23 protein-coding genes are annotated in these 26,988 nt (G+C 46.0%); 16 read left to right on the top strand and 7 right to left on the bottom strand.

The window, feature by feature from the left end:
• Positions 1–236 precede the first annotated feature (236 nt).
• Both L976_RS21585 and L976_RS21580 read right to left on the bottom strand, forming a co-directional pair.
• Positions 237–698 (bottom strand): DUF2390 domain-containing protein, encoded by a 462-nt coding sequence (locus L976_RS21585; protein ID WP_047539929.1) that lies wholly within the window; start codon positions 696–698, stop codon positions 237–239.
• A 41-nt stretch (positions 699–739) separates the two neighbouring features.
• Positions 740–2,653 carry an ABC transporter ATP-binding protein gene (locus L976_RS21580; protein ID WP_047539927.1) on the bottom strand — a complete coding sequence of 638 codons (1,914 nt, stop codon included), beginning with the start codon at positions 2,651–2,653 and terminating at the stop codon, positions 740–742.
• Between the two features lie 276 nt (positions 2,654–2,929).
• Between L976_RS21580 and L976_RS21575 the strand changes: the two genes are divergently transcribed.
• The 3 genes from L976_RS21575 (at position 2,930) to L976_RS21565 (ending at position 6,191) form a co-directional block, all read left to right on the top strand.
• Positions 2,930–3,130, top strand: a complete 201-nt coding sequence (locus L976_RS21575) for a YheV family putative zinc ribbon protein (RefSeq protein ID WP_047539925.1) — start codon at positions 2,930–2,932, stop codon at positions 3,128–3,130.
• Positions 3,131–3,298: 168 nt separating this feature from the next.
• On the top strand, positions 3,299–4,411 hold the full coding sequence (aguA, locus tag L976_RS21570; protein ID WP_047539923.1) for an agmatine deiminase: 1,113 nt from the start codon (positions 3,299–3,301) through the stop codon (positions 4,409–4,411).
• Between the two features lie 73 nt (positions 4,412–4,484).
• Positions 4,485–6,191 carry an amidase gene (locus L976_RS21565; protein WP_047539921.1) on the top strand — a complete coding sequence of 569 codons (1,707 nt, stop codon included), beginning with the start codon at positions 4,485–4,487 and terminating at the stop codon, positions 6,189–6,191.
• A gap of 404 nt (positions 6,192–6,595) precedes the next feature.
• Here L976_RS21565 and L976_RS21560 read toward each other — a convergent pair whose 3' ends face one another.
• Positions 6,596–9,361, bottom strand: a complete 2,766-nt coding sequence (locus L976_RS21560) for an AAA family ATPase (protein WP_047539919.1) — start codon at positions 9,359–9,361, stop codon at positions 6,596–6,598.
• A gap of 948 nt (positions 9,362–10,309) precedes the next feature.
• On the opposite strand from L976_RS21560, the gene L976_RS21555 reads away from it, so the two are divergent.
• From L976_RS21555 to L976_RS21540, 3 genes are all read left to right on the top strand, one after another.
• The gene (locus tag L976_RS21555) at positions 10,310–11,167 is read left to right on the top strand and encodes a pirin family protein (RefSeq protein WP_047539917.1); all 858 of its coding nucleotides are present in this window, start codon (positions 10,310–10,312) and stop codon (positions 11,165–11,167) included.
• 285 nt (positions 11,168–11,452) lie between these two features.
• Complete coding sequence (dbpA, locus tag L976_RS21545; protein WP_170919379.1) at positions 11,453–12,862, top strand: ATP-dependent RNA helicase DbpA; 1,410 nt, start codon at positions 11,453–11,455, stop codon at positions 12,860–12,862.
• A gap of 244 nt (positions 12,863–13,106) precedes the next feature.
• The gene (locus L976_RS21540; protein WP_047539914.1) at positions 13,107–13,796 is read left to right on the top strand and encodes a hypothetical protein; all 690 of its coding nucleotides are present in this window, start codon (positions 13,107–13,109) and stop codon (positions 13,794–13,796) included.
• Between the two features lie 184 nt (positions 13,797–13,980).
• On the opposite strand, the gene L976_RS21535 is transcribed toward L976_RS21540, so the two are convergent.
• Positions 13,981–14,403: a VOC family protein gene (locus L976_RS21535; RefSeq protein ID WP_047539912.1), complete on the bottom strand. Its 423-nt coding sequence runs from the start codon at positions 14,401–14,403 to the stop codon at positions 13,981–13,983.
• A 314-nt stretch (positions 14,404–14,717) separates the two neighbouring features.
• Between L976_RS21535 and L976_RS21530 the strand changes: the two genes are divergently transcribed.
• Genes L976_RS21530 through L976_RS21515 form a run of 4 tightly spaced genes read left to right on the top strand, consistent with a single transcriptional unit; the run spans position 14,718 to position 17,942 of the window.
• Positions 14,718–15,560 carry a MipA/OmpV family protein gene (locus tag L976_RS21530; protein ID WP_047539910.1) on the top strand — a complete coding sequence of 281 codons (843 nt, stop codon included), beginning with the start codon at positions 14,718–14,720 and terminating at the stop codon, positions 15,558–15,560.
• 9 nt (positions 15,561–15,569) lie between these two features.
• Entirely contained in the window at positions 15,570–15,953 is a 384-nt protein-coding gene (locus tag L976_RS21525; protein ID WP_047539908.1) for a DUF3019 domain-containing protein, read from the top strand.
• Between the two features lies 1 nt (position 15,954).
• Positions 15,955–16,656, top strand: a complete 702-nt coding sequence (locus L976_RS21520) for a response regulator transcription factor (RefSeq protein WP_047539906.1) — start codon at positions 15,955–15,957, stop codon at positions 16,654–16,656.
• Positions 16,656–17,942: an ATP-binding protein gene (locus L976_RS21515; RefSeq protein ID WP_047539904.1), complete on the top strand. Its 1,287-nt coding sequence runs from the start codon at positions 16,656–16,658 to the stop codon at positions 17,940–17,942. The genes L976_RS21520 and L976_RS21515 overlap by 1 nt, the downstream gene beginning before the upstream one ends.
• Before the next feature lie 93 nt (positions 17,943–18,035).
• Here the strand turns inward: L976_RS21515 and L976_RS21510 are convergent, their stop codons facing one another.
• The 3 genes from L976_RS21510 to L976_RS21500 form a co-directional block, all read right to left on the bottom strand.
• The gene (locus tag L976_RS21510) at positions 18,036–18,494 is read right to left on the bottom strand and encodes a CC0125/CC1285 family lipoprotein (protein WP_047539903.1); all 459 of its coding nucleotides are present in this window, start codon (positions 18,492–18,494) and stop codon (positions 18,036–18,038) included.
• 21 nt (positions 18,495–18,515) lie between these two features.
• Entirely contained in the window at positions 18,516–19,289 is a 774-nt protein-coding gene (gene ompV, locus L976_RS21505) for an outer membrane protein OmpV (RefSeq protein ID WP_047539902.1), read from the bottom strand.
• Positions 19,290–19,579: 290 nt separating this feature from the next.
• The gene (locus L976_RS21500) at positions 19,580–20,620 is read right to left on the bottom strand and encodes an NADP(H)-dependent aldo-keto reductase (RefSeq protein ID WP_047539900.1); all 1,041 of its coding nucleotides are present in this window, start codon (positions 20,618–20,620) and stop codon (positions 19,580–19,582) included.
• A 453-nt stretch (positions 20,621–21,073) separates the two neighbouring features.
• Between L976_RS21500 and L976_RS21495 the strand changes: the two genes are divergently transcribed.
• Genes L976_RS21495 through nqrF form a run of 6 tightly spaced genes read left to right on the top strand, consistent with a single transcriptional unit; the run spans position 21,074 to position 26,946 of the window.
• A complete protein-coding gene (locus tag L976_RS21495) occupies positions 21,074–22,444 on the top strand; it encodes a Na(+)-translocating NADH-quinone reductase subunit A (RefSeq protein ID WP_047539899.1) in 1,371 nt (456 codons plus the stop codon).
• The gene (locus L976_RS21490) at positions 22,444–23,658 is read left to right on the top strand and encodes an NADH:ubiquinone reductase (Na(+)-transporting) subunit B (protein ID WP_037414592.1); all 1,215 of its coding nucleotides are present in this window, start codon (positions 22,444–22,446) and stop codon (positions 23,656–23,658) included. Before L976_RS21495 ends, L976_RS21490 begins: the two co-directional genes overlap by 1 nt.
• Positions 23,648–24,442 carry a Na(+)-translocating NADH-quinone reductase subunit C gene (locus L976_RS21485; protein WP_047539897.1) on the top strand — a complete coding sequence of 265 codons (795 nt, stop codon included), beginning with the start codon at positions 23,648–23,650 and terminating at the stop codon, positions 24,440–24,442. Before L976_RS21490 ends, L976_RS21485 begins: the two co-directional genes overlap by 11 nt.
• A complete protein-coding gene (locus tag L976_RS21480) occupies positions 24,439–25,059 on the top strand; it encodes an NADH:ubiquinone reductase (Na(+)-transporting) subunit D (RefSeq protein ID WP_011621547.1) in 621 nt (206 codons plus the stop codon). The genes L976_RS21485 and L976_RS21480 overlap by 4 nt, the downstream gene beginning before the upstream one ends.
• A 9-nt stretch (positions 25,060–25,068) precedes the next feature.
• On the top strand, positions 25,069–25,677 hold the full coding sequence (gene nqrE / locus L976_RS21475; protein WP_011071187.1) for an NADH:ubiquinone reductase (Na(+)-transporting) subunit E: 609 nt from the start codon (positions 25,069–25,071) through the stop codon (positions 25,675–25,677).
• 51 nt (positions 25,678–25,728) lie between these two features.
• Complete coding sequence (gene nqrF, locus L976_RS21470; RefSeq protein WP_037414599.1) at positions 25,729–26,946, top strand: NADH:ubiquinone reductase (Na(+)-transporting) subunit F; 1,218 nt, start codon at positions 25,729–25,731, stop codon at positions 26,944–26,946.
• Positions 26,947–26,988 lie beyond the last annotated feature (42 nt).

Genomic DNA, 26,988 nt, shown 5'->3' with positions numbered 1-26,988 from the left:
AGTAGAGCCGCTGAATAGGCATCTTTTCGGGCCTCTCTGCGTTGCTCTGTCTAACCATAGCTCGCTATGGCATACGACAGGGCGCCTTGATATGCGCAAAAATCTGCGCATTCAGTCAGAAAAAAGATTCTTCTTTTCAAAAAATCATTTATAGCATTGATTTTGATTGTTAAATTTAGATTTTTCCGACACTCGTTATCCCGAGTTCAGGTTAAGTAAGCTGTGCGTGAGGCCAGTTAAGGTGCGATAAGATCTAGCCCAGTAACATCCGCAGCGGATAAACCAAATAGCGCGAGGTAACTCACGAGATTGGTTTGTTGACCGCTAGGCGATAAATCATTGACGGCATGTAAAATGGTGCGCTGCGCCTTGCGTTCCATCATCAACTCAACATCGAGCATTTGCTGATATTCTGCTGCATTCAGGCTGGCTTTGGCGAGACGACGCAAACGGCGATAGGGGGTGAGAAACTTTTCATCCCATTCCCATACTGCATTGACAAGTTGTTGCCATTGCTCGGTTGAATATTCCCGCGGCCCCGCCACATCACTGGTGAGATCTAAATACTGCGCTAGCAGTAATAGATTCACATTCACCTGACAATTATCCTGAAGCTCAAGGCAAAGCACTTTATTTTGCCCATAGCTCATATCACACCAATGCCAAATTTGGCAGTCTAGCGGGGTTACATCCGACATACGGCTTCCTTGTCTATTAGGCGTAGGCGACAGCAGACCGATTATTGGCCCATTAACTCAAGTTCCATTGCATCAATTTCTTCTTGTAGCTCAAGCCATTGCATTTCACTTTCTTCTAGCGTTTGTGTCAAGCTGGTGCGCTCACTGAGTACCGAGGTGAGCTTGGCTTTATTGTCTTGATCATATAATTCGCTATCGGCCAGCAAATGCTCCAGTTCGGCGAGCCGCTCACTGAGCTTTTGCTGATCGGTTTCAAGCTTCGCCTGTTTGCGTTTAAGTGGTGACACCTTTTGGCGTAGCTCTGCTTCTAAGCGCTTTTGCTGCTTCTTATCAACAGCGGGTTTGGTGTCATCGCTGTTGGCCGTTTGGTTGGCACTGGCGGCTTTCGCGGCATCGAGCAACCATTGGTGGTAATCGTCAAGATCGCCATCAAAGGCTTGTACTTCACCTTGGTCAACCAAATAGTAGTCGCTACAGGTTAAGCGCAATAAATGGCGGTCGTGCGATACAATCACCATTGCACCTTCAAAGGTTTGCAATGCCATAGTGAGCGCATGGCGCATCTCTAAATCTAAATGGTTGGTTGGTTCGTCAAGCAGCAACAGATTGGGCCGTTGCCATACCAATAATGCCAACACTAAACGGGCTTTTTCGCCACCAGAGAAGGGGCGCACTGGCGAGAGTGCCATATCGCCATTAAAGCCAAAACCACCGAGGAAGTTACGCAATTCCTGCTCGCGGGCATTAGGCGCAAGGCGCACTAAATGTTGCAGCGGCGTATCGTCTAAGCGTAAAAATTCGATTTGGTGCTGGGCAAAGTAACCGATATTCAAACCGGGATTGGGCTCATACAATCCGGTCATCGGTGATAACTGGCCCGATAACAGCTTGATTAGGGTTGATTTACCCGCACCGTTACGGCCGAGCAACCCAATGCGCGCACCGGGCACTAAGTTTAAATGCACTTTGCTGAGGATTTGCTTATCGCCATAACCCACCGCCACTTGCTCCATCTTAATCAGCGGATTGGGCAGGGCTTCAGGCGGGCGAAACTCCATATAAAACGGGCTATCTGCTTGAGATGGTAATAGCTCAGTCATCCGCTCTAGCGCCTTTAAGCGGCTCTGCGCTTGCTTGGCTTTACTGGCCTTGTAGCGGAAGCGGTCAACAAAAGACTGCATATGCGCCCGTTCTTTTTGTTGGCGTTCAAAGGCGACCTGTTGCTGTGCCATACGTTCAGCGCGGATGCGTTCAAAGGCACTGTAGTTGCCTTTGTAAAAGTTGAGTTTTTGATTTTCGACATGGACGATTTCATCAACGATTTCATCGATAAAATCCCTATCGTGGCTGATTAAAATCAGCGTGCCTTGATAGGACTTAATCCAACCTTCGAGCCAGTACATGGTATCTAAGTCTAAGTGGTTGGTCGGTTCGTCGAGCAGCAGTAAGTCCGAGCGGCACAGTAGTGCTTGGGCTAGGTTTAAGCGCATCCGCCAACCGCCCGAAAAACTTTTCACAGGGTTATTTTGCTCGGCTTCGCTAAAGCCTAAACCTGCAAGCAGGGCTCCGGCGCGGGCGCGAATAGCATAACCGCCAATGGCATCGATTTTACCGTGCAAGGTGGCAATGGCATGGCCATCATTATGTTCCTGTGCAATGTGCAGATCAGCCTCAAGCTGGCGATATTCTTTATCGCCATCAAGCACATATTCAAGTGCAGACATATCGAGCGCAGGGGTTTCCTGGGCGACGCTGGCAATCTGCCAACCCGAAGGCATACTAAACTCGCCTTTATCTAAGCTCAGGTGACCCATAATTAATGCGAGCAGTGAGGATTTACCCGTGCCGTTGGCGCCCACTAGGCCGACCTTATGGCCGGGATAAATGGTCAGAGAGGCTTCGTCGAGCAGGGTTTTGCTACCACGGATTAATTGTGCTTGGTTGATGCTGATCATTAACTACAACTTGGTCATATCATGAATGAGTAAGGGTTGTGATGATAACGTACAAGCTCATGGCAAACCACAACTTAGGCCGAGTTGCTGCGTATTTCTTCGACTTTTTATGGCCTAGTGCGATAGCGCTCTACCGCGTGGTCAGGGAGTATGGCAGCACAAGTTTATTCAAGGACTGGCAATAGCTGGGCAGTATGGCAAAATAGCGCCACATTTTCGCCTTAACGCCGATGATTCGCTTATCGCTGGGCGCGTAGCCATTTATAGGTTTGTATCATGACCACTAAAATAAAAAAACGCTTTGTTGCTGGCGCAAAATGCCCTAAGTGCGGCGCGAAAGACAGCATTTTGCTGTTTAAAGAAAACGGTATCGAAACCGTAGAATGTACTGACTGTGATTATCGTGAGCAGCAAACCGATATCAGAGTGACCGAAAAAGCCACGGGCGCCGTCATTGGGGTGTTTAAACCCGACTAGGCTCATCTTTATGAAGCGCCAAACACATGCTGGCAAAGTATGTAAGAGATTTTATTAACCGCTGCCAATGGCCCTCGCATCGTTGTGGGGCTGATACAACTGTATTCTGTCGTCCTATTTTAGGGGCGTACACCCTTATCGATTTCAGCATTACTGGAGACAAAACTCATGACAAACGTGAATGTGGATGTCACGCCGTTAACGACTAAGCCATCACAAGATGGTTTTTATATGCCCGCCGAATGGGCGGCGCAGCAAGCGGTGTGGATGATTTGGCCCTATCGTCCGGATAACTGGCGCGCAGCTGGTGCCTATGCTCAGGCGACTTTCGCTAAGGTGGCCGATGCGATTGGCGCGGCAACGCCAGTGTATATGGGTGTCCCTAAAGCCTTTTTAGCCGAAGCTAAAACGGTAATGCCATCCCACGTCACCTTGGTTGAAATGGACAGTAACGATTGCTGGGCTCGTGATACAGGACCTACTGTGGTCGTTAATGCCGAGGGCGAATGCCGCGGTGTTGACTGGGGCTTTAATGCTTGGGGTGGCCATAACGGTGGTTTGTACTTCCCATGGGATAAGGACGAGCAAGTCGCGCAGCAAATGCTTGCACAGCATGGTTTTGCCCGTTATCGCGCGCCGCTGATCCTCGAAGGTGGCTCCATCCATGTCGATGGTGAAGGCACCTGTATGACGAGTGCCGAATGTTTACTCAACGCCAACCGTAACCCTGAACTGACAAAAGAACAGATTGAAGACTTACTACGTGACTATTTGAATGTTAAGCAGTTTATCTGGTTGGAAGAGGGCGTTTATATGGACGAAACCGACGGCCATATCGACAACATGTGCTGTTTTGCCCGTCCTGGTGAAGTCATTCTACACTGGACTGATGATGAATCGGATCCACAATATCCACGCTCAAAAGCCGCGCTAGAGGTGTTGCAAAATACCGTGGATGCCCAAGGTCGTAAGTTAAAAATCCATCTATTGCCACAACCGGGGCCGCTGTATTGCAGCGAAGAAGAATCAAAAGGTGTAACTGAGGGCACTGGTGTGCCACGCACGGCAGGTGAGCGCTTAGCGGGTTCTTATGTGAACTTTTTAATCACCAATCATCGCATCGTATTCCCACTGCTTGACCCAACAACCGATGATATCGCCGCTCAAAAGCTGCAGGAAATTTTCCCTGAGCATGAGATTGTGGGTGTGCCAGCCCGTGAGATTTTATTAGGTGGCGGCAATATCCATTGTATTACTCAGCAAATCCCTGCTGGAAAGTAACCCAAGGAGAACAGCATGACGATTGATGTCACTGTTATTGCACCACAATTAGCTTTCAGCGGGAGGGCGTAAGATGTTTGAAGTCACGGAAGTTTCTATTGCCGAGCTGCGTGCTGCGCTCGAATCTGGCCGTACGACTGCGGTTGAGTTGGTGAAATCTTATCTCGCGCGGGTTGAGGCCTATGACGGCCCTGCGACAAAAACTAAGCTCAATGCGTTAGTAGTGCACAATCCCGATGCGCTGAAAGAAGCTGAAGCCTCAGATGCGCGCCGCGCTCGAGGTGAAACCTTGAGCCCGCTCGATGGTATTCCTTACACCGCTAAGGACAGCTATTTGGTGAAGGGACTGACGGCGGCGTCTGGCAGCCCAGCATTTAAAGATTTAGTGGCCCAGTACGATGCCTTTGCCGTCGAGCGCCTACGCGCCGCGGGTGCTATTTGCCTAGGCAAAACCAATATGCCTCCCATGGCTAATGGCGGCATGCAGCGTGGTCACTATGGCCGCGCTGAAAGCCCATACAATGCTGATTATCTTACTGCACCCTTTGCTTCTGGTTCTTCCAATGGGGCGGGCACGGGCACGGCGGCAAGTTATTCTGCTTTCGGTCTTGCCGAAGAAACTTGGTCGAGTGGTCGTGGCCCTGCGTCCAATAATGGTTTATGCGCCTATACTCCGTCTCGCGGCGTGATTTCGGTGCGTGGTAACTGGCCGCTAACCCCGACCATGGATGTGGTTGTGCCCTATACCCGCACAATGGCGGATATGCTCGAAGTGCTCGATGTGATTGTGGCCGACGACCCAATCACCCGTGGCGATCTCTGGCGTTTACAACCTTGGGTTAAAATCCCTAAAGCATCAACAGTTCGCCCAGAATCTTATCTGGCGCTGGCGGCTAGCGCCGATACGCTCAAGGGTAAGCGTTTTGGCGTGCCGCGCATGTACATCAATAAGGATGAATTGGCGGGAACCAGCGAAAACCCAGGTATCGGTGGCCCAACGGGCCAACGTATCCACACTCGCCAATCGGTTATCGATTTGTGGGAAGCGGCTCGTAAAGCCTTAGAAGCTGCTGGCGCCGAAGTGATTGAAGTGGATTTCCCGCTGGTTTCCAATTGTGAAGGTGATCGCCCCGGCGCGCCGACCGTGTTTAACCGCGGTATCGTCTCGCCTCAATTCCTGCATGATGAATTGTGGGAACTCTCAGGTTGGGCGTTCGATGAATTCCTGCGGGCTAACAACGACCCTAAACTCAACAAGCTTGAAGATGTGGTGGGGCATTTGATATTCCCCCATGATCTTGGCACCTTGCCAAATCGTGAAGGTGACTTAGCGGCAGGCATGGAAGAGTATGTCAACATGGCCAAACGCGGCCTGAAATCCTATGACCAGATCGACAGTATTCCCGATGGTCTGCGTGGTTTAGAAAAGACGCGTAAGCTGGATCTCGAAGACTGGATGGACGGACTTAAGCTTGATGCCGTGCTGTTCCCAACGGTGGCCGATGTGGGGCCTGCCGATGCCCATGTGAATCCAGCTTCTGCCGATATTGCGTGGAGTAACGGGGTTTGGGTGGCAAACGGTAACTTAGCGATTCGTCACTTAGGCGTACCGACTGTGACTGTACCTATGGGCGTGATGGCCGATATTGGCATGCCAGTGGGTTTAACCTTTGCGGGCCGCGCCTATGACGACAATAACCTGCTTAAATTTGCCGGTGCATTTGAGTCAACAGGTAACAGGCGCATTATTCCGCCACGCACGCCAAAGCTGGGTCAATAGGCGCTAAACTGCCAAATATAGACTTAGCTTAGTCTTAGGGATTTATCTTGTTAGAGATTTGGCCCTTATAACGGCAAAGTGTAGAGTCATAAAAACGGGATGGGCCTTAATATGCCAATCCCGTTTTTTATGCTAACAAAAGCCTGATACGATATATTGCTATTCGCTACTGTGTGAGAGGAATACAGTCTCTTACCAAGCAATTAAGAATCACACTAAATGGCAGCAATCCCATCAATACGCAGCCTTTGATAAAATATTTTTGCCCCTTTATCAGTTAGCACCTTTGCTCATTCACATTTTGTTAATCTACATTTTCCCTACAAAAAGTTATCCATTCATATAATGTTGCTCGCTTTGAATCCCCGTGATGTGGGAGATTCAAAGTTACTAAAAGCCCACAACTAGACTTGTTCTAAAATTTTATTTAGTAAATTCAAACCGCTATTAACTTTATTAAGGTTGTCACGACGATCTTGTACGACTTCATGCGGAGCATTTTCGACAAAGTTACTATTACTCAAGATTTGAACTAAACGTTGTTTAGTCGTTTCCAATTCGCTCTTTTCTCTATTCAGCTTTTCGACTGTTTCGGTTGGCTTAAACTGCGCTTCCAAGACCCATAATTTTTCATAGATACTTTGGACTTCTACACTGGTTGTAGAGTGCGAAAAATTGTAGTTGTATTCATCGAAAGCATGATGTTCCTGATTTTGCGCTCCCCAGTTAATTAAATCGTTTTTCAAAAAGTTAAAAGTCGTAACGTTTTCACCTAGAGATTCAGCTACTTTAGCATAAGTAGCTTCTAAGCTAATTTCCAACCAATTGTCTTTCTTTAACTGTCTACTTGTAAACCGAGTTGTTACTTGAATTTCGTTGTTTACGCAGTACTCATTAACCATCGTTTCAAACCAAATTCTTGAATAAACCAAAGCTTGCCGTATATCGAATACCTCTAAGGCGTCTTTTATTTTTTGTGAGTAGCTAACACCAAAGTTTTGTATTACTATACCTCTGTTATTCGATTTCAATACGTGACTTGAGAAAGTTTCTGCATCTGTGGCTTTCTTGTTCTTGTTAGATATTTTCTCCCAAAACATCCTATCATGTGTCGTAATTATTCTTTGCGTATTCTTCAAGTAACTATCTTCACTGAACATATCGATAATGTTTGACCTATGCTCAGTATCAATAGCGTTAACTACGTCGTCAAAAATTATGATTGGATGACAATTTTTCTTAGCTACGGATAAAAGTAGGGCTAAGCCCAGTGCCCTAAGGTGGCCTTCACTGAGTACACAAAACGCATCATCTTCTTTGTCATCTGGCATTTTTAGTATAATGCGATATGTCCCGTTAGCTTGCTTGAATTTAATTTCAGAAACTAGATCGCTTGGTGCATCATTCTTATTTATTTGGTTATAATAACTTAATGTAGAGAGTTCAATTCCACTAATATTTTCCGCCTCGATTTCCTGTTTGTACGAGTTTAGTTCGTTATAGAGCTTTTTGTAACTTGCCTCGAGGTTGTTCGCGAACTCATTGAAAATATGGTCTTTCGCAATTTTTGCTTTGTATCCGCGAATATCAATTAGGATGTTAACGATTTCATTGTTTAGGTCTTTTAATGTTCTCTTCCTTGCAGTAATTTCAGTTTCGAGTACCGCACATAAACGTAATTTATCTTCGATTTTTTCAATTTTTGAATTTAAGGATTTCAATCGTGAAGCCTGAGAATCTACCCTATTGTTCTTTGCTTTTAGAGCATTATTTATGATTTCTATTTCTTTGAGATATGGGACTATTTTGCTTAAGCTGACAACATACTCTGATACCGAGCTTTTATCACAATCATAAATCTCCTCTAGTATCGTTTTAAGCTGTACGCTTAGTGTGTCTTTGTGTTCATTCAGACATTTTTGAACATAACTAGCGGATGTATCGACTCGCAACTGAATTTGTTCTTGGATTGTATTACAGGCACTAGTTAATCGATTAAGGTGATCAAGTTTTGGCAATTCATCTCTTACAACATCACGGGGGTGCTTATGCACGTTATCAATAGGTGTTTCACATGCGGGGCAAATTTCAAGTGCTGAAATGTCATCCAAGATTTTAATGGCATTATAAAGCTTTTGATAATTCACCTTACTTGCATCAACGCTCAGTTTATTTCTCTTCTCTTCGAGCGTGTTATTTAAACGAATGATTGAATCTATGTAATTTTTCAGCTTGTTGAATTGTAGTTCTTCACTAGATGATTCAAATTGTTGGGTTGATGTCACTAAGTGAGTTTTTAACTTTGTAAAATAGGATTTTCTTGATTCAACATTTACTGAGTCAAATTGGGTAAGGCCAAAAACCTCAGCGATCTTCAACTCGGTATTTCTAATGTGTAGAGTTTCGATCCTTCTCAATTCCTTTTTTCTGATTAGATGATCTACAGCCGCTAGGTGATTGCTTTCACTTAATGTGCGAATAAACTCACTAGATTTAAACGATGAAGGCTTAACCATTCCATTTATGATTTCGTCTATTTCCTCTAGTTCAAATAAAATAGCTAATACATCTGATTGCTTAACATTTGTATCTTTTGAGCCAAGCAAAGAGAACTCTTGAAGTCTATTTCTATCAATAAAGCAACTATTCCAATATGACGATACAGGAACATCTCCATCACTGGCTAATTTGCACTGGATTTTATGAGGACCGCCATTTTTAATATAGTTCTTAAGTGAAGTATTTCTTCTGCTCGCCTCTTTAACATCACTCGTAAGACTATACTCTATGACTTCACACAAGGATGTTTTTCCTCCACCATTCGGTGCAAAAAATACGTTGACTCCTTTAGTAAAAGGTATGAATGTACCCTTGTCATTTTCGTTTAGCGAAGAAAAGCCTCTAAAGTTTTTCACTTGTATTGATTTCAACGGTGTCAGTACTAACTTGGAGCCGTCACGTGCTAAAGCCATATTTTCGTCTACAATTCGCCTGTACCTTTCTACATTCTTTTTCACTCTTCTCTTTATCTTATCTATGTCACCAAGCTCCGAAAAAATCACTTTTGTCAGTTTTTTGTCTTTTTGATTTTTAATGAGGGACAATAGATATAGATAGGAGACATCATCTAGAATCTGACTTTTTAGAAAATTATTTAAATGATAACTCATGAAAGGCACGCCTATGCAACTGGTTGTAAAAGAATACTACCATTGATACTAACTACATGTTACCCAAAGTTTTATTCTTAAACCGTTAGATTGATCTATGTAGTTGTCAGAGTGTTTTGAAAAAAGCCAACTTAATGAGATTGGCTTCTTTCTCCTTGATATGACCAAATCGGAGTAGTTAACGGCTTTCCATATCTGTTGTTACCCATGAATGTCTAATTTAGGGTGGTCACTGACAAACTTTTGTCCCTTAGCTTTTTTAGACTCATACAGCAATTGGGTAGTTGAAATTGGCATTGGAGCCACAGTGACAGTCGGCGACATGGTTGCTCATTCACATCCATGTGATTGCAACATTCGTATATCCATATACAGCAGATGTCGCCGTCGAGCCTATAGGGACATATTCATGGCGTGTGACTGGGGAAACAATGACAATAAGCTCCCTCTGAGCAGATAAAATTGCTATTAAGCTTTTGTCCCATATCTTCGGATGACGAAACGGTTGTATGGGGTGTGTGAATTGCCATTGAAGCACCAGTAACCGTTGGCAACATGGCCGCTCTTTCACATCCATGTGAACGTGGCATTTACACTTCCATGTGTTGCAGATGTCGCCGTCGAGCCTCTGGGCTTTTTATCAAAGAATGGGATGGCGTCTTACTGGGGAGACAATGGCAATTTCCTTTGTCCTAGTGATAAACAGTTCACACACTTTTTCACAAACGTTTTATTTCGAGAAGTATTGTTTAAGCAAGTCATAACGCCGTTTACTCAATTCCAAACCATTCTACTTTTTCGAAAAATCTAAGCGTGATTTCGCGTTATTCTTTTGCAAATGTCCTTGTTATTCTGCCTCCATCAGCATTGCCACTGTTTCACTCAGTCACTTCTAACCCAAGTGATCGTGAGTGCACAGGCTAATGCCTTACGACTTAGGAGCATAAAATGAAAGTCTTAGGCCAGTTTTCTGCTAAACCTGCGATGGATGGCGACGGGGTGAATATTCGCCGAGTGGCTGACTTTATCAGCACTCAGTTTGATCCATTCTTGATGATAGATGAGATCAAATCCGATGATAAACAGGATTTTATTGGTGGCTTTCCACCGCATCCGCACCGTGGGATGGAGACCTTTACCTATATCCGTAAGGGCGGATTTGAGCATAGAGATCAAATGGGTAATGTCAAAGCGATTCGTGCTGGCGATGTGCAGTGGATGAGCACGGGTTACGGCGTGGTGCATTCTGAAATGCCGCTGGCCGATGCACTCAATGGTCTGCATGGCTTCCAAATTTGGGTCAATATGCCCGCGAAAGATAAACTGCGCCCCGCGACGTATCAGGATACGGCTTCAATCCCAAGCGTTGAAACCACGAATGACACAGGCGCAACCCTTAAAGCCTTGGCGGGTGATTGGGCTTTTGCGGATAAGAGTACGATCAGTGCCACCATTCAAGGATTAGCGGGCGAAGCGGCGATTGCCGACTTGATGATTAACGCCAATGGTGAAGCGAAGCTCGATTTATCCAAGCATGAGTTTGCCGCCCTCTATATTTACCAAGGTGGCTTGAGTAAGGGTGAAAGCTCACAGTGGTCATTCAATGAAGGCGAGTTTTTAGTGCTCGATAGCCAAACGCCATTGCAGCTTAAGGCCGATGAATGCGGTGCGGGCATGTTACTGTTTGTGGGTAAACCGATTCGCGAAAAAATTGTGCAGATGGGCCCTTTTGTTATGAACACCCAAGCGGAAATTCAGCAGGCGATTCGCGATTATCAAGAAGGGCGTTTTGGCCAAATCGCTTAATCTGTTAAGTTTGCCGTGCTGATCAAAACCAAAGCCCTGTATCCTTGCAGGGCTTTTTTATTGCTGTTTACGCCGACGATTTCGATTGTTTAAGGACTTGAGTTTAAGGACTTGAGGTAAAAGCTGCCCGTTGTTGCTACAATAGCCGTACTTTTGGGTTGAGCGAGCGCAGAATTGAATTCTTGCCTTACGTAAACCTGAATCTTGATAAACCCGTTTAATCGATAAGTAACGCAATTTTAGTAACCTAGCAGCCGCTTCGTTACCCACCACAGGATATTCGCCTTGAGCAATTCAGATACTAAGCCTACTCCATCACTGGCTTTCTCGACCCTTAAGCTAAAAACCGAACTGCTTGAGAACCTTTCTTCTATGGGCTACAACGAGATGACGCCCATTCAGGCGCAAAGCTTGCCAGCGATTTTAGCGGGTGAGGATGTGATAGGTCAGGGTAAAACGGGGTCAGGTAAAACGGCGGCCTTTGGTCTAGGTTTACTAAATAAATTAGACGTTAAGCGTTTTCGCATTCAAACCTTAGTGCTATGCCCAACCCGCGAGTTGGCCGACCAAGTGGCGCAGGAGATCCGTACTCTGGCTCGCGGTATACACAACGTGAAAGTATTAACCCTGTGTGGTGGTGTGCCAATGGGGCCACAAATTGGCTCTTTAGAGCATGGTGCCCATATTATTGTGGGAACCCCAGGTCGGATTGTCGATCACTTAGACCGCAATCGTTTAGATTTAAGTCATCTGAATATGTTAGTGCTTGATGAAGCTGACCGCATGCTCGAAATGGGGTTCCAACCACAGCTCGATGCCATTATTGAACAGTCACCACGAGAGCGCCAAACGCTGCTGTTTAGTGCGACATTCCCTGAGCAAATTCAATCGATTGCTAAACAAATCATGTATAACCCTGTGATGGTTAAGGCCGCGGTTACCCATGAAAAAAATACCATCGAACAGCATTTTTATCAGTTAGATGACGATAAGTCGCGCATGCAAGCGCTGCAATTATTACTGTTAGAACATAAGCCAGAAAGCGCCGTGGTATTTTGTAATACCAAGCGTGAAACGCAAAAAGTGGCCGACGAACTCGAGGGTTTAGGCTTTAGTGTTTTGGCCTTGCACGGCGATTTAGAGCAGCGCGATAGGGACGAAACCCTGTTGCAATTTGCTAACAAGAGCGCATGCGTGCTGGTGGCTACCGACGTGGCCGCCCGTGGTTTAGATATCGATGCGCTAGATGCGGTATTTAACTACCATGTGGCCTACGATACCGAAGTGCATATTCACCGTATCGGCCGTACTGGCCGTGCGGGCAGTAAAGGCGCTGCTTATACCTTTTACAACGATCAAGACGGTTACAAGATTGCCTTGCTAGAAGAGTACTTAGATCGAGAAATTACCAGTGAATCACTGCCATCATTAAGCTTGCTTGGCAGTGCGCCCAATGCGCCAACCATGATCACTCTGCAAATCGATGGCGGTAAAAAAGAGAAGCTTCGCCCTGGTGATATTCTTGGCGCCCTGACGGGTGATAATGGCATTGAGGGTACGCAGGTGGGTAAAATCCTCGTGACCGACTACCGAGCTTATGTGGCGGTAAACCGTAAAGTGGCTAAAAAGGCACTGAGCAAGATCACCAGCGGCCGCATTAAGGGTAAGTCCTACCGCGCGTGGTTGATGAAATAAACTGCTATTGAGTGAACAAAAAGCGAAGCCAAATGGCTTCGCTTTTTACTTTTTACAGTTCATAATTGTGAGTTCTGAATACTATTTTTAATCAATGTCTTGGCATATTATAAATACAAATTAAAAGTGATTAATTGAATGGTTTTATAAGTCTTTCATTCTGTAAATTTAATAATTTTCTTTGCTTTATAAATAAGCTGATTTTCAGCTGATGATAAAATATTTTGTATTATGGAAATAATAAATGGCAAATAATGCTTACCTAATTAACTCTGAGTTAATGAGTGGTTGTGTCGAAACTTTAATCGAAGAAGCAGAACCTTACGATGTTGTTGCTACTGGTAGTAATCAAATTCCTGCGGCTTGGTTTTTTTGTTTTGAGGCAGCGGATCTCCAACCTGCTGAATACAATTACACCAGTGATGAAGATGAGCCCGGTGTATTTAAATTTATGGCTCCTTGTACAACCAAAGAAAAAGCCTTAGCAAATATTATTGCTAGCAAGCACTTGTTTGTTGAGTTTTGTGGACATGAAGCAATAGCAGAAGAATATTGGGCCAAAGCCGTTAGTGATCTAGAAGACTTAAAATATCCCTACCTTTCAATGCATCCTTTAGAGGTATTTTTCTTAAATGATCCGGATGAGGACGCCATTACCTTTAATCAATGTTTTACCCGAACGGCGGAATCATTTTCAGGTATTGCTGAACTCTCCTTTTATGATAAAAATTTAGTTCCATACGGTTTAGTTGAGTTATATGCTAACCCTTATTTGAATGACAGATACAGGTGTCGAAATTCCTCCTCTTTGGATATGGGGATTAAAGGCGTCGATACCTCTTCTTGGGTGCCAATGCCTGAGACTCCTGCGACTAAAGAGACTCAAGCTCCTATGCCTTTGCAGCGTGAAAAGCCATGGTGGAAATTTTGGTAACTTAGTCTCAGCTAGTTTCTGGGGAAAAGCGAAGCCAAATGGCTTCGCTTTTTTGTTTTTATTGCATCTAAATCCGAGTATTTGGTCGTAACTAGCGACACTTGCCATTACTGCATCGGTGTCGATGCAGAGTATTATTGCTAAATGAGGGAAAGGCTGATTTACTTTTTATTCAATCACATAGTTACTGACATCTTTTCGCCATGGGATGATTGGGGCTTAGCTGCAATAAATCCCAACGGTTGCCATAGAGATCTTCAAATACGGCAACAGTGCCGTAATCTTGCACTTGTGGCTCGCGAATAAAGTGAATGCCAATTGACCGCATATACTCATAATCGCGCCAAAAATCATCGGTATTTAAGAATAAAAACACTCGGCCTCCGGCTTGATTGCCGATAAAAGATTCCTGCTCGGGTTTGGAGGCTTTGGCTAATAGTAAGGCCGTACCATGGGAATTTGGCGGCGCTACTACGACCCAACGTTTATCTTGCTCGGGTTGATAGGAGTCTTCAATCAACTCAAATTTGAGTTGATTGACATAAAAATCAATCGCTTCGTCATAATCTCTTACCACGAGTGCGATATGGACAATAGTCTGTTTCATCTTTGTTCCTTGATGTTGAGCCCAATCGTATCAGTTATGGTAGCAAGCTGGTCGGATAATGTATCGATATGCGCCCAAAGGATTTAATGAAAGAAATACAGCTCAATTAGTTGCACTATATTCCCTCTGGGCCGCGTTGGCTTAGCTTGCAGCACGGTTAGCCAGCTTATGCAAAATAAGGGTATTAGACGCACTTTGTATTACCTAAAAAATCAGCCAAATGGTTACCAAAATCCTCCTAAAACCCACATGTTCTAACAAACTGTTGTAATATGTAGCGCAAAATAACGATTAATAATGTGAATTAAATAGGCATGCGTATTCATTGGTTTTTGGTGTTAATGCTCAGCATTTTTCCCGCAACAGTTGCCGCATCAGATATTGCAAGCAGTGTCAATGGTGGTACAAATCGCCTTGATGACGGTGGTGATTTTGAGCTGGGCATGAGTGTTTATGGGGTCAATCAAGTTGATGTCCGGCAAACCGATGCGGGTACGGCGCAGTTGTCACTGTTGGTCAGTGGCATGTATCAGTATAAAGGGGTATTTGTTGAGATGATCCACCAATCTCAGGATGGTGTGAATCTTGGGGTTAATCTTTGGAGCTCTGAGGATTGGTCCTTAGAGCTGTTACTGGCGAACTTACAGGGGTCATGGACTCGTCCGTCGGATGTGGACCCCAGTATGCTTGATGAAGCTGGCCGCAATGCTTATTTACTCTCAGAGGATTCTCTCTACATTGGCGCGGGGTTTCGTGCCACGCGTTATTGGGGTGATAACTACGTTTTTCAGTACAGATTAGTGTCTGATTATTATGATGATCAAGGTATTCAGAGTACTGCCAGATTGGGTAAATCTTGGCAGGTTCGTAACTGGAATTTTCACGTATTGGGGAGCGTTGGGTATTCTTCTGCTACCTTGAATCGCTATCTTTTTGGTATCAGTAAGGAAGAGGCGACTGAGCAATTTCCCGAATATCGTCCGAGTAGTTCTTTTAGCTACGGTATGGAGCTAGGCGTTGCCTATCCTATCAGTGAGAATGTTGTCTTTCGAGCTATGTATCGCTTCAACCTGTTGTCCCAAGAGGTAACCGACAGTCCCTTTAATCAAGCTAGCTATGCATCGTACTTTAATGCCTCTATCAGCTATGTATTTTAGGGAGAAAGCATGAAGCGATTCTTTCTATGGCTAGTGTTACTGAATGCGCCTTTTTTTGCTTGGAGTCAGGACGATTCGGTGATGTTTACTGCCACTCCCGAGCGTTGTATCGCACTACATAAAGGGCAAACCTGCTATCAAGACGTCTTATTTCGCTGGCAGACACCCGCGAGTGGTGAGTATTGCCTTATCCTCACGGATCGCCAGCAACAGCTAATTTGTTGGAGTGGTAATAGGTTGCAGGAATACCAATATAGTTTTGAAGGGGATAAAACGACGAGCTTTACTCTGATCCGCAATGATGACGTGCAAGCGCTCGCTCAAGTCAAAGTGGTGGTCACATGGGTTTATAAGGCCCCTAAGCAGAGCCAGTCAGGTTGGAGGTTATTCTAATATGTCAGCTGAAAAGCACATTTTAGTGGTTGAAGACGATATCTCACTGGCAGAGTGGATCAGTGATTATTTACTGGATCATGGCTATGGGGTAACGGTCGCCAGCCAAGGTGATTTTGCCTTAGAGATGATTGCTGAAGAAACACCGGACTTAGTATTACTCGATGTGATGATGCCCGTTAAGAATGGTTTCGATGTGTGTAAGGAGGCGAGGGAATTTTACTCTGGGCCGATTTTATTTATGACGGCGTGTATTGAGGACGGCGATGAGATCCGCGGGTTAGATGCCGGGGCTGATGATTATCTCACTAAACCGATTCGGCCGCAGGTGTTGTTAGCGCGGATAAAAGCCCTATTACGTCGCGTGGGGGATGAAGAACAAAAACAACAGTTAGTGTTTGATTCTATGTTGCTTAATGCAACGGCAAAAACGGTCACTATTGATAAGCAGCTGCTGGATTTAAACGCCAATGAGTTCGATGTATTGTGGCTGCTGGCACTCAAGGCGGGCACTATTGTCAGTCGCAATGAGTTAGTCGCTGAGTTGCGAGGCTTTGAATACGATGGCTTGGATCGTTCGGTAGATATTCGTATATCCCGTTTACGCAAAAAATTGCAGGAAGCTTCAAGCCTGCCCTACAAAGTGAAAACCATCCGTGGCAAGGGATACCTTTTTTGCCGCGACGAGGCTGAGCTGGAGTGATGAAGAAATTAATCACTTCTCTGGTATTGGTCGTGTTGGTTTCTATTGCAAGCTTAGGATGGTCGATAACTGAGTTTGCCAGCCTTTTGGATCCTGATAATGACACGCAAATCCCAGCCACTCAGCTCGCAGCATTAAAGCTGCTAGGCGGCACGTTGGCTAAAACCCTAGATGAAGACAGTGCCAGTCAGCATCGCGTCATAGAAAATTGGAACCAGCTAAATTCAGAGCAACTGTCTTTAGTGAGTGAAGCCGATTTCGTCTTACCCTCAGCCCTTAAAGCAGAGTTTTATGCGGGAAAATCACTTCTGCTCGAGTCCGATGACGGCATCTCCTTGCATTATTTACTGCCTAAAACAGGGCAAGTATTGAACATCAATACCGATATTGTTACGCCGACGGATGTCAGCTTTGACTTGAATAAGCTATACACCATGCTTTTTTATGGTGGTTTGGTGATGATTTTGTTGGTGTGGGTATCTCCTTTAATCCGTCAGCTAGTTAATCTTAGTAAAGTGACTCAAGCGTTTGGCATGGGGGATTTACAACGGCGAATTCCAGTCCAAAAAACCTCTTATATAGGCAATATTGAAAACGAATTCAACCGCATGGCTGATCGCATTCAGCAGTTGATTGATGACAACAAATTGCTCAGTCGAGCCGTTTCTCACGATTTAAAAACCCCGATTGCGCGGCTCAGATTTGGTATTGAGGCATTGGAAGAAACCCAAAGCGAGCAGCTTAGAGTCAAGTATTTCCAGCGCTTGAACCGCGATTTGGACACGATGGAAGACTTGGTAATGACATTGCTAAGCTATGCCCGCCTTGATGAAGCGAATATCGAGCCAGATTGGCAGTCGATTGAGCTAAATGCATGGTTGCTCGACACATACCAAGGCCAAGAATATCCAGGTTTTTCGGTCGAAGTGGTTACCTATTGCACACCACTTGTTGTCAAAACAGATCCTAACTACTTGTCCATGCAGGTTAATAATTTACTCAGTAATGCACTGCGTTTTGGTAAATCGACGATCCGGTTGAGCTTGGATGTAGAGCAGGGCGCGACTTGGTTACATGTTGAAGATGATGGTCCGGGGATTGATGAACATGAGTCTTTGCAAGTGATTAAACCTTTTGTGCGTGGTCAGCATAGCCGTGGTAATGCAGGTCATGGTATGGGGTTAGCGATTGTCGATAGAATTGGCTGTTGGATGGGCACGCCATTAAGCATTGGGCGCTCTGCTAAGCTTGGTGGTGCTCGCATGTCACTAACGTTTACGCTTTAGGAACGATGCCTTAGCAGGGTGTGCGTATGGGGGCATAGGGGATAATGGGGATTAAAGTGCACCAGCATGAGCTGATGCACTTTGGATGGGCAATTAACTGTTTACATCGACATTATTCAGTATGTAATCCGTTTCGTAGATACGTGAACGGGGATTTTCAGGCTTGCTTTGTAAACCAGTGACTTCGACCATGACAGAGGTCTCTTGATTCATTGTCGATGTTCCCCACAGGATATCCTTACTCGCGGTTGCACCTACACCAAACTGGCCTACGGTGTCACGATCTGTTTGCTCGTGAGTAAACGTGAAGTAGCGATAACCCGCTTGCTTACATAACTCTGCCGACTTACGCATAACGTATTTACGAGCTAATGTACGGTCAGTGTTGGTATTACCAACAAAGCTTATCTGCCAGCCATCGGGCGCAATTTGTATGGTTTCAAATCCCTTACCGAAAGACCAAAATTGTTTTTCGGTATCGTAGGAAGTGGCGCAAGCGGAAAGCATCAGAGCTAATCCTGCACATAAAAACGTTTTGTTAATAGATATCATGGTCTTGTCTCGTCAGATTACTTAGAAGCTATAGCTAATACCAAGGTATGTCGCCAACTGATTACGACTGCCGATGAGCGGAGAATTGGCCATGTTGGCACCTATGAGCGAGTAACCTGTGGCTTGTGTAATGTCTAAATGCTGAGTGACAGGCATGACCAAGGTGTAGCCTAGCTTATATGCGAAGGTACCTTCAGCCTGATAATCAGGGCGCAATACAGTTGCTTCTGATGAGTTGACACCCGTGTAGTAGTTAGCAAAGTCTTTACTAAAGTAATGCACGCCCGCATAAGGAACGAGATCCCCAAAGCCAAGATTAATGGGATGGTAATAGGTAATATCAGCCTGAAAACCATTATAAACATTTGTCACATCGTGTTGGAATTTGGTTGATAGCGTACCCACACCTAAATGAATGTCGGCGTTTAACCCTAAATCGCCGCTGAATTTGCGATCCTTCATGCCAGTTAAAATATCGGCATCATCGGCATCAAACCCTGGGTTAGCAACCGCAAATACGCTGAAATTGATAGCACTATCATTTGTTCCTAAAAAGCGATAGTTAATACCGGACAGATCGGCGTTGAAGTCCTCACCATGGTAGCCTCCATTGAGGTAGGCACCCGTTTGGTGATCTTGTCCTTTGTAAAACTTGCTGCCAGTTGCGACACCAACTCCTGCAAAAAACTGATTTTGATGACTATAGACATTACCGTTACGAATGTAAGTATTGCTTTCTGCAAAAGCATGGCTGGAGATCAAAATACTTGTGATGACAATGCAGAATTTTTTCATTTTCTATCCTTAAAATAGCTGTCTAGTGACTGTGGGGTCACTATATTTCAGTTCTTAAAAGGACTTTGTATCCGAATGTAACCTAGGATTGGGGATTGCGTTGAGGGTGTGGCTTGGGAGGTTAATGACGCAGCGTCAGTGAGAGAGGAATAAGGTTTCAATTAAGCTATATCCAGATAGGTACAGCGAGAAAAGGAATGCATAACGGCTTAGAGTCTATTGCTATTAAATCAATGGCATCAGGTGTATTTACCTGATGCCATCGTTCCATTATTTAACCCGCTTATCGACTAAGGGCAAGGTAATCTAAATTGATCGGATAGTTGGTTTAGTCGTACGAGTAACTCGGGCGATAGGGTGACTTTTAAGCTGTCGATATTTTCTTTCAGTTGGTATAAATCTGTTGCACCAATAATGTTTGAGCCAACAAATTTACGTGAATTAACAAAGGCTAGCGCCATTTGCGCGGGGGATAAATTAAACTCGCGGGCTAAGTCTACGTAGGCCGCTGTGGCATCGAGTGCCATTTGCGAACCAGTATAACGGGCGAAGCGTTTAAACAGGGTTAAGCGCGCGCCTTCGGGCCATTGGTTGTTACAATATTTGCCGCTCAGGGCGCCAAAGGCTAAGGGCGAGTAGGCCAGTAGTGGTAACTCTTCGCGGTGGCTGATTTCACTCATGCCCACCTCAAAACTGCGGTTGAGCAGGTTATAGGGATTTTGCACTGTGACTATGCGCGGCAGGCCGTGCTTTTCCGCCAGTTGCAGATACTTCATCAGTCCCCAAGGGGTTTCGTTCGACACGCCGATATAGCGCACTTTACCTTGGCGAATGACTTCGGCGAGGGCTTCGAGGGTTTCGAGGATCGGCGTTTGCTGCTCAATCTCTTGCTCGTCGTAAAATAATTCCCCGAAAAAGTTGGTATTGCGATCCGGCCAATGAACTTGATAGAGATCGATAGTATCGATTTGCAGGCGTTCGAGCGAGGCATCAACTGCTTGGTGAATGTTGTTCCAGTCTAGCGCCATATTTTTGCGAATATAGTCACTCTTGCCACCTGGCGCGGCAATCTTAGTGGCGATCACTAGGTCATCACGGTTGCCACGGGCCTTGATATATTGGCCCAAAATGCGTTCGGTTTCGCCTTGGGTTTCCGGCTTTGGCGGCACAGGGTACATTTCCGCAGTATCAATAAAGTTGATGCCACTGCCTATGGCGTAGTCTAGCTGTGCAAAGGCCTCGGCTTGGGTATTTTGTTCGCCCCAAGTCATGGTGCCTAAACAGATTTTGCTCACCTCGAGATTAGAATGCGGTATGCGTCTGTATTCCATCTATTTCTCCTACGGAAACTATCTTAGTTCGAGGCTATCAAGCTTTTGCTGTAAAGCAAAGGTTAATGCGGCGCTAAGAATGTTAGTGGGTTAAAAATAACCAATGCCTTGTGGGGATTTTGCTAGGTTTATTGCGACATATTGTGCACTAACTCGCCACTGACTCTGGGTTTTGTGCCTTTGCCCCGATTCGGGGTCTAAGAGGGGGATTTTTGTCTGTTTTTATATAGTTAAGTTATTTCTAAAACAGTTATGACGTAATTATTAATTATTTGTTATAAAACTACATTTGAAGTTTTTGTTCAGAATCTGACTCGATCTTCATCACAAAATAATGCAATTTTACGTATATTACTTACGAAATTGCGGCGGAATGTGACGCCACTATCGGATTATCTGTTAACAAACATCTACCCTAAATTTATCTAAAAATTTTCATGGTTGATATTTGTGATGGCAGATTTTTCAAACCAAGTTATAACGATCAAAAAAGGCCTCGACTTGCCGATTTCGGGTGAGCCTAGGCCGATCATCGAACCCGGTAATAGGCCATCCCAAGTGGCCCTGTTGGGTGAGGAGTATGCTGGCTTAAAACCGACGATGTTGGTGGAAGTCGGCGATAAGGTCAAAAAAGGCCAACCTTTGTTTGAAGATAAAAAAACAAAGGGCGTGCTGTTTACCGCTCCCGCCAGTGGCGAGATTGTGGCGATTAACCGTGGCGAGCGTCGAGTCTTACAATCCGTGGTGATCCGCTGCAATGGCTTAGACGCCGATGAGCAGATCCGTTTCGATATCCACACCGATTTACAGGCACTTTCTGCCGAGGTGGTTCAGGCGCAATTGGTTAACAGTGGTCTGTGGACTGCGCTGCGTACCCGTCCTTTCTCCCGTGTTCCCGCGTTAGATAGCAAACCCGCAGGTATTTTCGTGACGGCTATGGATACCAATCCACTCGCTGCCGATCCTAGGTTGATTATTGCCGAGCAGCGCGATGCCTTTAAGGCAGGCTTAGCGGTACTGAGTCATTTAACTGAGGGCAAGGTTTACCTTTGCCAAGATAAGGGCGAAGCCTTAGTCGGTACTGATTTACCAAAGGTTGAAGTGCGCCGTTTTGCTGGCGTGCATCCAGCCGGATTAGCCGGAACTCATATCCACTTTACCTTGCCCGTGAGCATTGAGCGTCAGGTATGGCACATCGGCTATCAAGATGTGATCGCTTACGGCAAGCTGTTCCAAACAGGTGAACTCTATACCGACCGCGTGGTGGCTTTAGGTGGTCCAAGTGTGCTTAATCCACGTTTACTGCGCACTCAGTTAGGGGCAGAGCTGAGCGCCTTAGTGGCCGATGAGATTAAACCCGGTAATAACCGTGTGGTGTCAGGCTCAGTGTTATCGGGCCATACCGCCCAAGGCGTACATGACTTTTTAGGCCGCTTCCACAACCAGGTATCGGTTCTCGCCGAAGATGCACAGCACCAAGTATTGCCTTGGGTGCGTGGCGGTTCGGACAAATTCTCTATCACCCGTGCGGTAACCTCCCGTTTATTTGGCCTGACTAAATCCTTCGAATTTACCACCCATCAGGGCGGCTCTCAGCGCGCCATGATGGCCTTTGGTCAGCTCGATCGCGTAATGCCATTAGATATTTTACCCACTCTGCTAGTGCGTGACTTAGTGGTGCGAGATACCGATGAGGCGCAGGCGTTAGGCGCATTGGAGTTAGATGAAGAAGATTTGGCCCTGTGTACCTTTGTGTGCCCTGGCAAGTATGACTTCGGTAAAGAGCTACGTGCTTGTCTAGATGTTATCGAGAGGGAAGGTTAATGACGACACAACCTAAAAAACCTGATTTACAGGACGACTACTACGCCACGGGTAAATCGATGAAGGGCTTTGTGCGCTCATTGGTGATCGCCAGTGGTCGTAGCACTAAGGGACAAGTGCACGTGCGTGACGCCATTGACGTAAAACGTACCATGACCTTAGTGGGCCTTTGTTTATTACCTGCCATTTTATTTGGCTTATATAACGTAGGCTTACAGGCTCAGCTCGCACTAGCAAGCGGCTTAACTACGCCAGAAACCTGGAAACTCGCGCTGTTTAACGCTTTAAGCGGTGGCTTAAGTGCCGAGACGGGCGTAATTGGTTTATTCCTCTACGGCTTAAGTTTTTATCTGCCGATTTACTTAACTGCATTGCTGACAGGCCTGTTTTGGGAAGTGGTGTTTGCCAAGGTGCGTCGCCAAGAGCTGCACGAAGGCTTCTTCGTCACAGCCTTGTTATTTACGCTGATTTTACCTGTTTCGATTCCGCTTTGGCTGGTGGTAATGGGGATTAGCTTTGGGGTGGTAATTGCCAAAGAGCTGTTTGGTGGTATGGGATATAACTTCCTTAACCCCGCATTAGCTGGCTTGGCCTTTATCTATTTTGCCTATCCCTCAGAAGTCACGACCGTTAAGCAACTGGTTGCCGTGGATGGTTTTTCTGGCGCGACAGCCCTAGCGCAAGCCGCTGCCGGTAAGCTGCAATTTGCCGATTACGCTTGGTACAGTGCCTTTAGCGATCCTAACTGGTGGAATAATTTCTTCGGTTTTACCGTGGGCGCGATTGGTGAAACCAGCACGCTTGCTGTGTTGCTCGGTGGGCTATTACTGCTTATCACCCGTTTAGCCGACTGGCGTATTGTGGTGGGCGTGATGCTAGGCATGATTGCCACTGCAACCTTGTTCAATCTGATCGGTTCGAGCACTAACCAGATGATGGCAATGCCTTGGACATGGCACTTAGTCACGGGTGGTTTTGCTATCGCAATGATGTTTATGGCGACCGATCCTGTCACGACCTCTTATACCCGCCAAGGCAAGTTCGCCTACGGCGCCTTGATTGGTTTTATGACAATCCTTATCCGTGTGGCTAACCCCAAAATGCCAGAAGGCGTGATGTTAGCCATCCTGTTCGCCAACCTGTGGGCGCCGCTGTTCGATTATCTGGTGGCCCGTGCCAACATCAAACGGAGAGTAAAACGTCATGGTATTTAAGAAAGATACTGTGGTGGGGACCATGATCTTCACCATTACGCTCTGCCTTTTGTGCTCCTTTATGATCACCGGCACCGCAGGCGTGTTGAAAGAGCGTAAGCTCGCAAAAAAACGCGATGAGTTACAACGTTATGTGTTGATGGCGGCCGATGTGAATATTGGCCAAGGCAATGAGTTTAGAGAGATTTTTGCTAAATCCGTTAAGCCATTATTGATTAATCTCGACACAGGCAAAGTGGACTCTGATGCCAATGTACTCGACTTTGACGAGCGCATGGCAGCGATTAACCCTGAAACCTCAAGCGCCCCTAAAAAGGATATCGCTAAGATTAAAACCCGTGCCAACGATGCCCGTGTGTTTAAGGTGTTCGATGATAGCGGCAAATTAACCAGCGTCGTAGTGCCTTTCTACGGTAAAGGGCTATGGTCGATGATCTACGGTTACGTGGCCGTTGAGCCTGACTTTAACACCATTAAAGGCATGGTGGTTTACGAGCACGGTGAAACCCCTGGTATCGGTGACTTTGTGACTGACCCACATTGGTTATCCTTGTGGAAGGGTAAACAACTCTTTGATGAAAAAGGCAAGTTTGCGATGCGCCTCGTGAAAGGCGGTGCCAAAGAGGGTGATATCCACGGTGTTGATGCTGTGAGTGGTGCGACCATGACCGGCCGTGGCGTACAGCGCGCAATGGAGTTTTGGTTTGGCGTCGAGGGTTTCCAAACCTTCTTCAACCAATTAAAGGCATCGGCTGAACAAGGTGAGTTGGGAGGTGCAAAATGAGCAACAGTTTATCCATGCGGGACATGCTAGCAGGCCCTGTATTTGCCAATAACCCAGTGGCGATGCAAGTGCTGGGCGTATGTTCGGCGCTGGCGGTGAGTAACTCCATGCAGACGGCCGTGGTGATGACACTGGCGGTGACCTTCGTACTGGTGTTCTCTAACCTGATTATCTCCGCCATTCGCAACTTTATCCCTAACAGTGTGCGGATTATTGCCCAGATGACGGTGATTGCCTCCTTGGTGATTATTGTCGACATGGTATTGCAGGATGTGGCTTACGAGCTATCTAAGCAACTCTCTGTATTCGTTGGGTTAATCATCACTAACTGTATCATCATGGGCCGCGCAGAAGCCTTTGCGATGAAGTATCCACCGCACTTAGCTGTGGTCGATGCCGTGGGTAACGCGGCGGGTTATGGCTTGGTGCTGATCAGTGTGGCCTTTGTGCGCGAGTTGTTAGGCACGGGCAATCTGTTTGGGCATAGCGTGTTGACTACGGTTGAAAACGGCGGCTGGTACTTACCCAATGAGATGTTTAAGTTGCCCCCAAGCGCCTTCTTCCTGATTGGCCTGCTGATCTGGACCATTAACGTGATCCAGCGTAAACGCGGTTAAGGAGCGGATATGGAACACTATATTAATCTGTTTATACAGGCCACTTTCTTAGACAACATGGCGCTGTCGTTCTTCCTCGGTATGTGTACCTTCTTAGCCGTGTCTAAAAAGGTGTCGACCGCTTTCGGCTTAGGCGTTGCGGTTATCGTGGTGATGACCTTAGCCGTGCCCTTAAACCAACTGATCTATGCAAAGGTATTAGCACCGGGCGCATTGGCGTGGGCGGGTATGCCTGGCATCGACTTAAGTTACCTGCAACTGATCACCTTTATCGGTGTGATTGCGGCCTTAGTGCAAATCCTTGAAATGTTTTTAGATAAATACATTCCAAGCCTGTATGACTCCCTCGGGATCTTCCTGCCACTGCTCACCGTAAACTGCGCGATTTTTGCCGGGGTGATTTTTATGGCTAACCGTGATTACAACTTTGCCGAATCGGCGGTGTTTGCCATGGGTTCGGGCACGGGTTGGGCGTTGGCGATTGTGATGCTGGCAGGGCTGCGTGAGCGGATGAAGTTTCATGCGATTCCCGAAGGCTTACAGGGGATTGGTATCACCTTTATTACCACAGGGTTGATGGCACTTGGCTTTATGTCTTTCTCGGGGATCTCGCTGTAACGCGTGGCTGAGAAAGTGAAACCGCATTCTGTTTAGAAAAAGGGTTATCGAATGGAAATGGCAATAGGCATAGGCATGTTCACCCTAGTGGTGTGCCTACTGGTGATAGTAATCCTTATCGCCAAAAAGAAATTAGTGACTACCGGTGAGATCACTATCGGAATTAACGACGATGCTGAGAAAAGCATTAAAGTTGCCGCAGGCGACAAACTGCTTGGCGCCTTAGCGAGCAAGAATATTTTTATTCCCTCGGCCTGTGGCGGCGGCGGTACCTGCGGCCAGTGTCGGGTGAAAGTCAAATCGGGCGGTGGTGATATTCTGCCCACAGAACAAGGGCATATCACTAAAAAAGAAGCCAAAGAAGGTTGTCGTCTCGCCTGCCAAGTCGCGGTGAAAACCGATATGGAACTTGAGCTAGAGGAAGAAATCTTCGGCGTGAAGAAGTGGCAATGTGAGGTGATCTCAAACGATAACAAGGCCACCTTTATCAAAGAGTTACTGCTAAAACTGCCCGAAGGTGAAGACGTGCGCTTTAAGGCGGGGGGCTATATTCAAATTGAAGCGCCTGCCCATGTGGTGAAATACGCCGACTTTGATATTCCGGCTAAGTACCGCGACGATTGGGAAAAATACGGTCTGTTCGACTTAGTCTCCACTGTTAATGAAGATGTGCTGCGCGCCTATTCAATGGCGAACTATCCCGATGAAAAGGGCCGCATTATGCTTAACGTGCGGATTGCCACGCCACCATCGGCCAATGTGCCACCGGGTAAGATGTCTTCTTACATCTTTAACCTTAAGGCGGGGGATAAGGTGACTATTTCTGGCCCATTCGGTGAGTTCTTTGTGAAGGATACTGATGCAGAAATGGTATTTATCGGCGGTGGTGCGGGCATGGCACCGATGCGCTCACATATTTTCGATCAGCTAAAGAGTAAAAAGACCAAGCGTAAGATGAGTTTTTGGTACGGTGCCCGTTCGACCCGTGAGGTGTTTTACCAACATGATTTCGATGCATTAGCGGCTGAGAATGACAACTTTGTTTGGCATGTGGCGCTGTCGGAGCCGTTACCAGAGGATAACTGGACGGGTTACACTGGCTTTATCCATAATGTGATTTACGAAAATTACCTTAAACATCATAAGGCACCAGAGGATTGCGAGTACTACATGTGTGGCCCTCCAATCATGAACTCCTCGGTGATCCGTATGCTTGAAAGCCTAGGGGTCGAGCCTGAAAATATCCTGCTCGATGACTTTGGTGATTAAGCGGTAAGTGGTAAGTGGAATAGAAAATCGCGTTAGGCAAAG

The sequence above is a fragment of the Shewanella sp. ZOR0012 genome (genome assembly GCF_000798835.1).
Taxonomy (GTDB): Bacteria; Pseudomonadota; Gammaproteobacteria; order Enterobacterales; family Shewanellaceae; genus Shewanella; species Shewanella xiamenensis.
The sequence above is the reverse complement of the archived record's forward strand: the minus strand, read 5'-3'. Positions and strand labels throughout refer to the sequence as shown.

Coding starts and splice junctions, on each gene's coding strand:
- L976_RS21585 (WP_047539929.1), bottom strand. CDS start 698: ATGTCGGATGTAACCCCGCTAGACTGCCAAATTTGGCATTGGTGTGAT.
- L976_RS21580 (WP_047539927.1), bottom strand. CDS start 2,653: ATGATCAGCATCAACCAAGCACAATTAATCCGTGGTAGCAAAACCCTG.
- L976_RS21575 (WP_047539925.1), top strand. CDS start 2,930: ATGACCACTAAAATAAAAAAACGCTTTGTTGCTGGCGCAAAATGCCCT.
- aguA (WP_047539923.1), top strand. CDS start 3,299: ATGACAAACGTGAATGTGGATGTCACGCCGTTAACGACTAAGCCATCA.
- L976_RS21565 (WP_047539921.1), top strand. CDS start 4,485: ATGTTTGAAGTCACGGAAGTTTCTATTGCCGAGCTGCGTGCTGCGCTC.
- L976_RS21560 (WP_047539919.1), bottom strand. CDS start 9,361: ATGAGTTATCATTTAAATAATTTTCTAAAAAGTCAGATTCTAGATGAT.
- L976_RS21555 (WP_047539917.1), top strand. CDS start 10,310: ATGAAAGTCTTAGGCCAGTTTTCTGCTAAACCTGCGATGGATGGCGAC.
- L976_RS21540 (WP_047539914.1), top strand. CDS start 13,107: ATGGCAAATAATGCTTACCTAATTAACTCTGAGTTAATGAGTGGTTGT.
- L976_RS21535 (WP_047539912.1), bottom strand. CDS start 14,403: ATGAAACAGACTATTGTCCATATCGCACTCGTGGTAAGAGATTATGAC.
- L976_RS21530 (WP_047539910.1), top strand. CDS start 14,718: ATGCGTATTCATTGGTTTTTGGTGTTAATGCTCAGCATTTTTCCCGCA.
- L976_RS21525 (WP_047539908.1), top strand. CDS start 15,570: ATGAAGCGATTCTTTCTATGGCTAGTGTTACTGAATGCGCCTTTTTTT.
- L976_RS21520 (WP_047539906.1), top strand. CDS start 15,955: ATGTCAGCTGAAAAGCACATTTTAGTGGTTGAAGACGATATCTCACTG.
- L976_RS21515 (WP_047539904.1), top strand. CDS start 16,656: ATGAAGAAATTAATCACTTCTCTGGTATTGGTCGTGTTGGTTTCTATT.
- L976_RS21510 (WP_047539903.1), bottom strand. CDS start 18,494: ATGATATCTATTAACAAAACGTTTTTATGTGCAGGATTAGCTCTGATG.
- ompV (WP_047539902.1), bottom strand. CDS start 19,289: ATGAAAAAATTCTGCATTGTCATCACAAGTATTTTGATCTCCAGCCAT.
- L976_RS21500 (WP_047539900.1), bottom strand. CDS start 20,620: ATGGAATACAGACGCATACCGCATTCTAATCTCGAGGTGAGCAAAATC.
- L976_RS21495 (WP_047539899.1), top strand. CDS start 21,074: ATGGCAGATTTTTCAAACCAAGTTATAACGATCAAAAAAGGCCTCGAC.
- L976_RS21490 (WP_037414592.1), top strand. CDS start 22,444: ATGACGACACAACCTAAAAAACCTGATTTACAGGACGACTACTACGCC.
- L976_RS21485 (WP_047539897.1), top strand. CDS start 23,648: ATGGTATTTAAGAAAGATACTGTGGTGGGGACCATGATCTTCACCATT.
- L976_RS21480 (WP_011621547.1), top strand. CDS start 24,439: ATGAGCAACAGTTTATCCATGCGGGACATGCTAGCAGGCCCTGTATTT.
- nqrE (WP_011071187.1), top strand. CDS start 25,069: ATGGAACACTATATTAATCTGTTTATACAGGCCACTTTCTTAGACAAC.
- nqrF (WP_037414599.1), top strand. CDS start 25,729: ATGGAAATGGCAATAGGCATAGGCATGTTCACCCTAGTGGTGTGCCTA.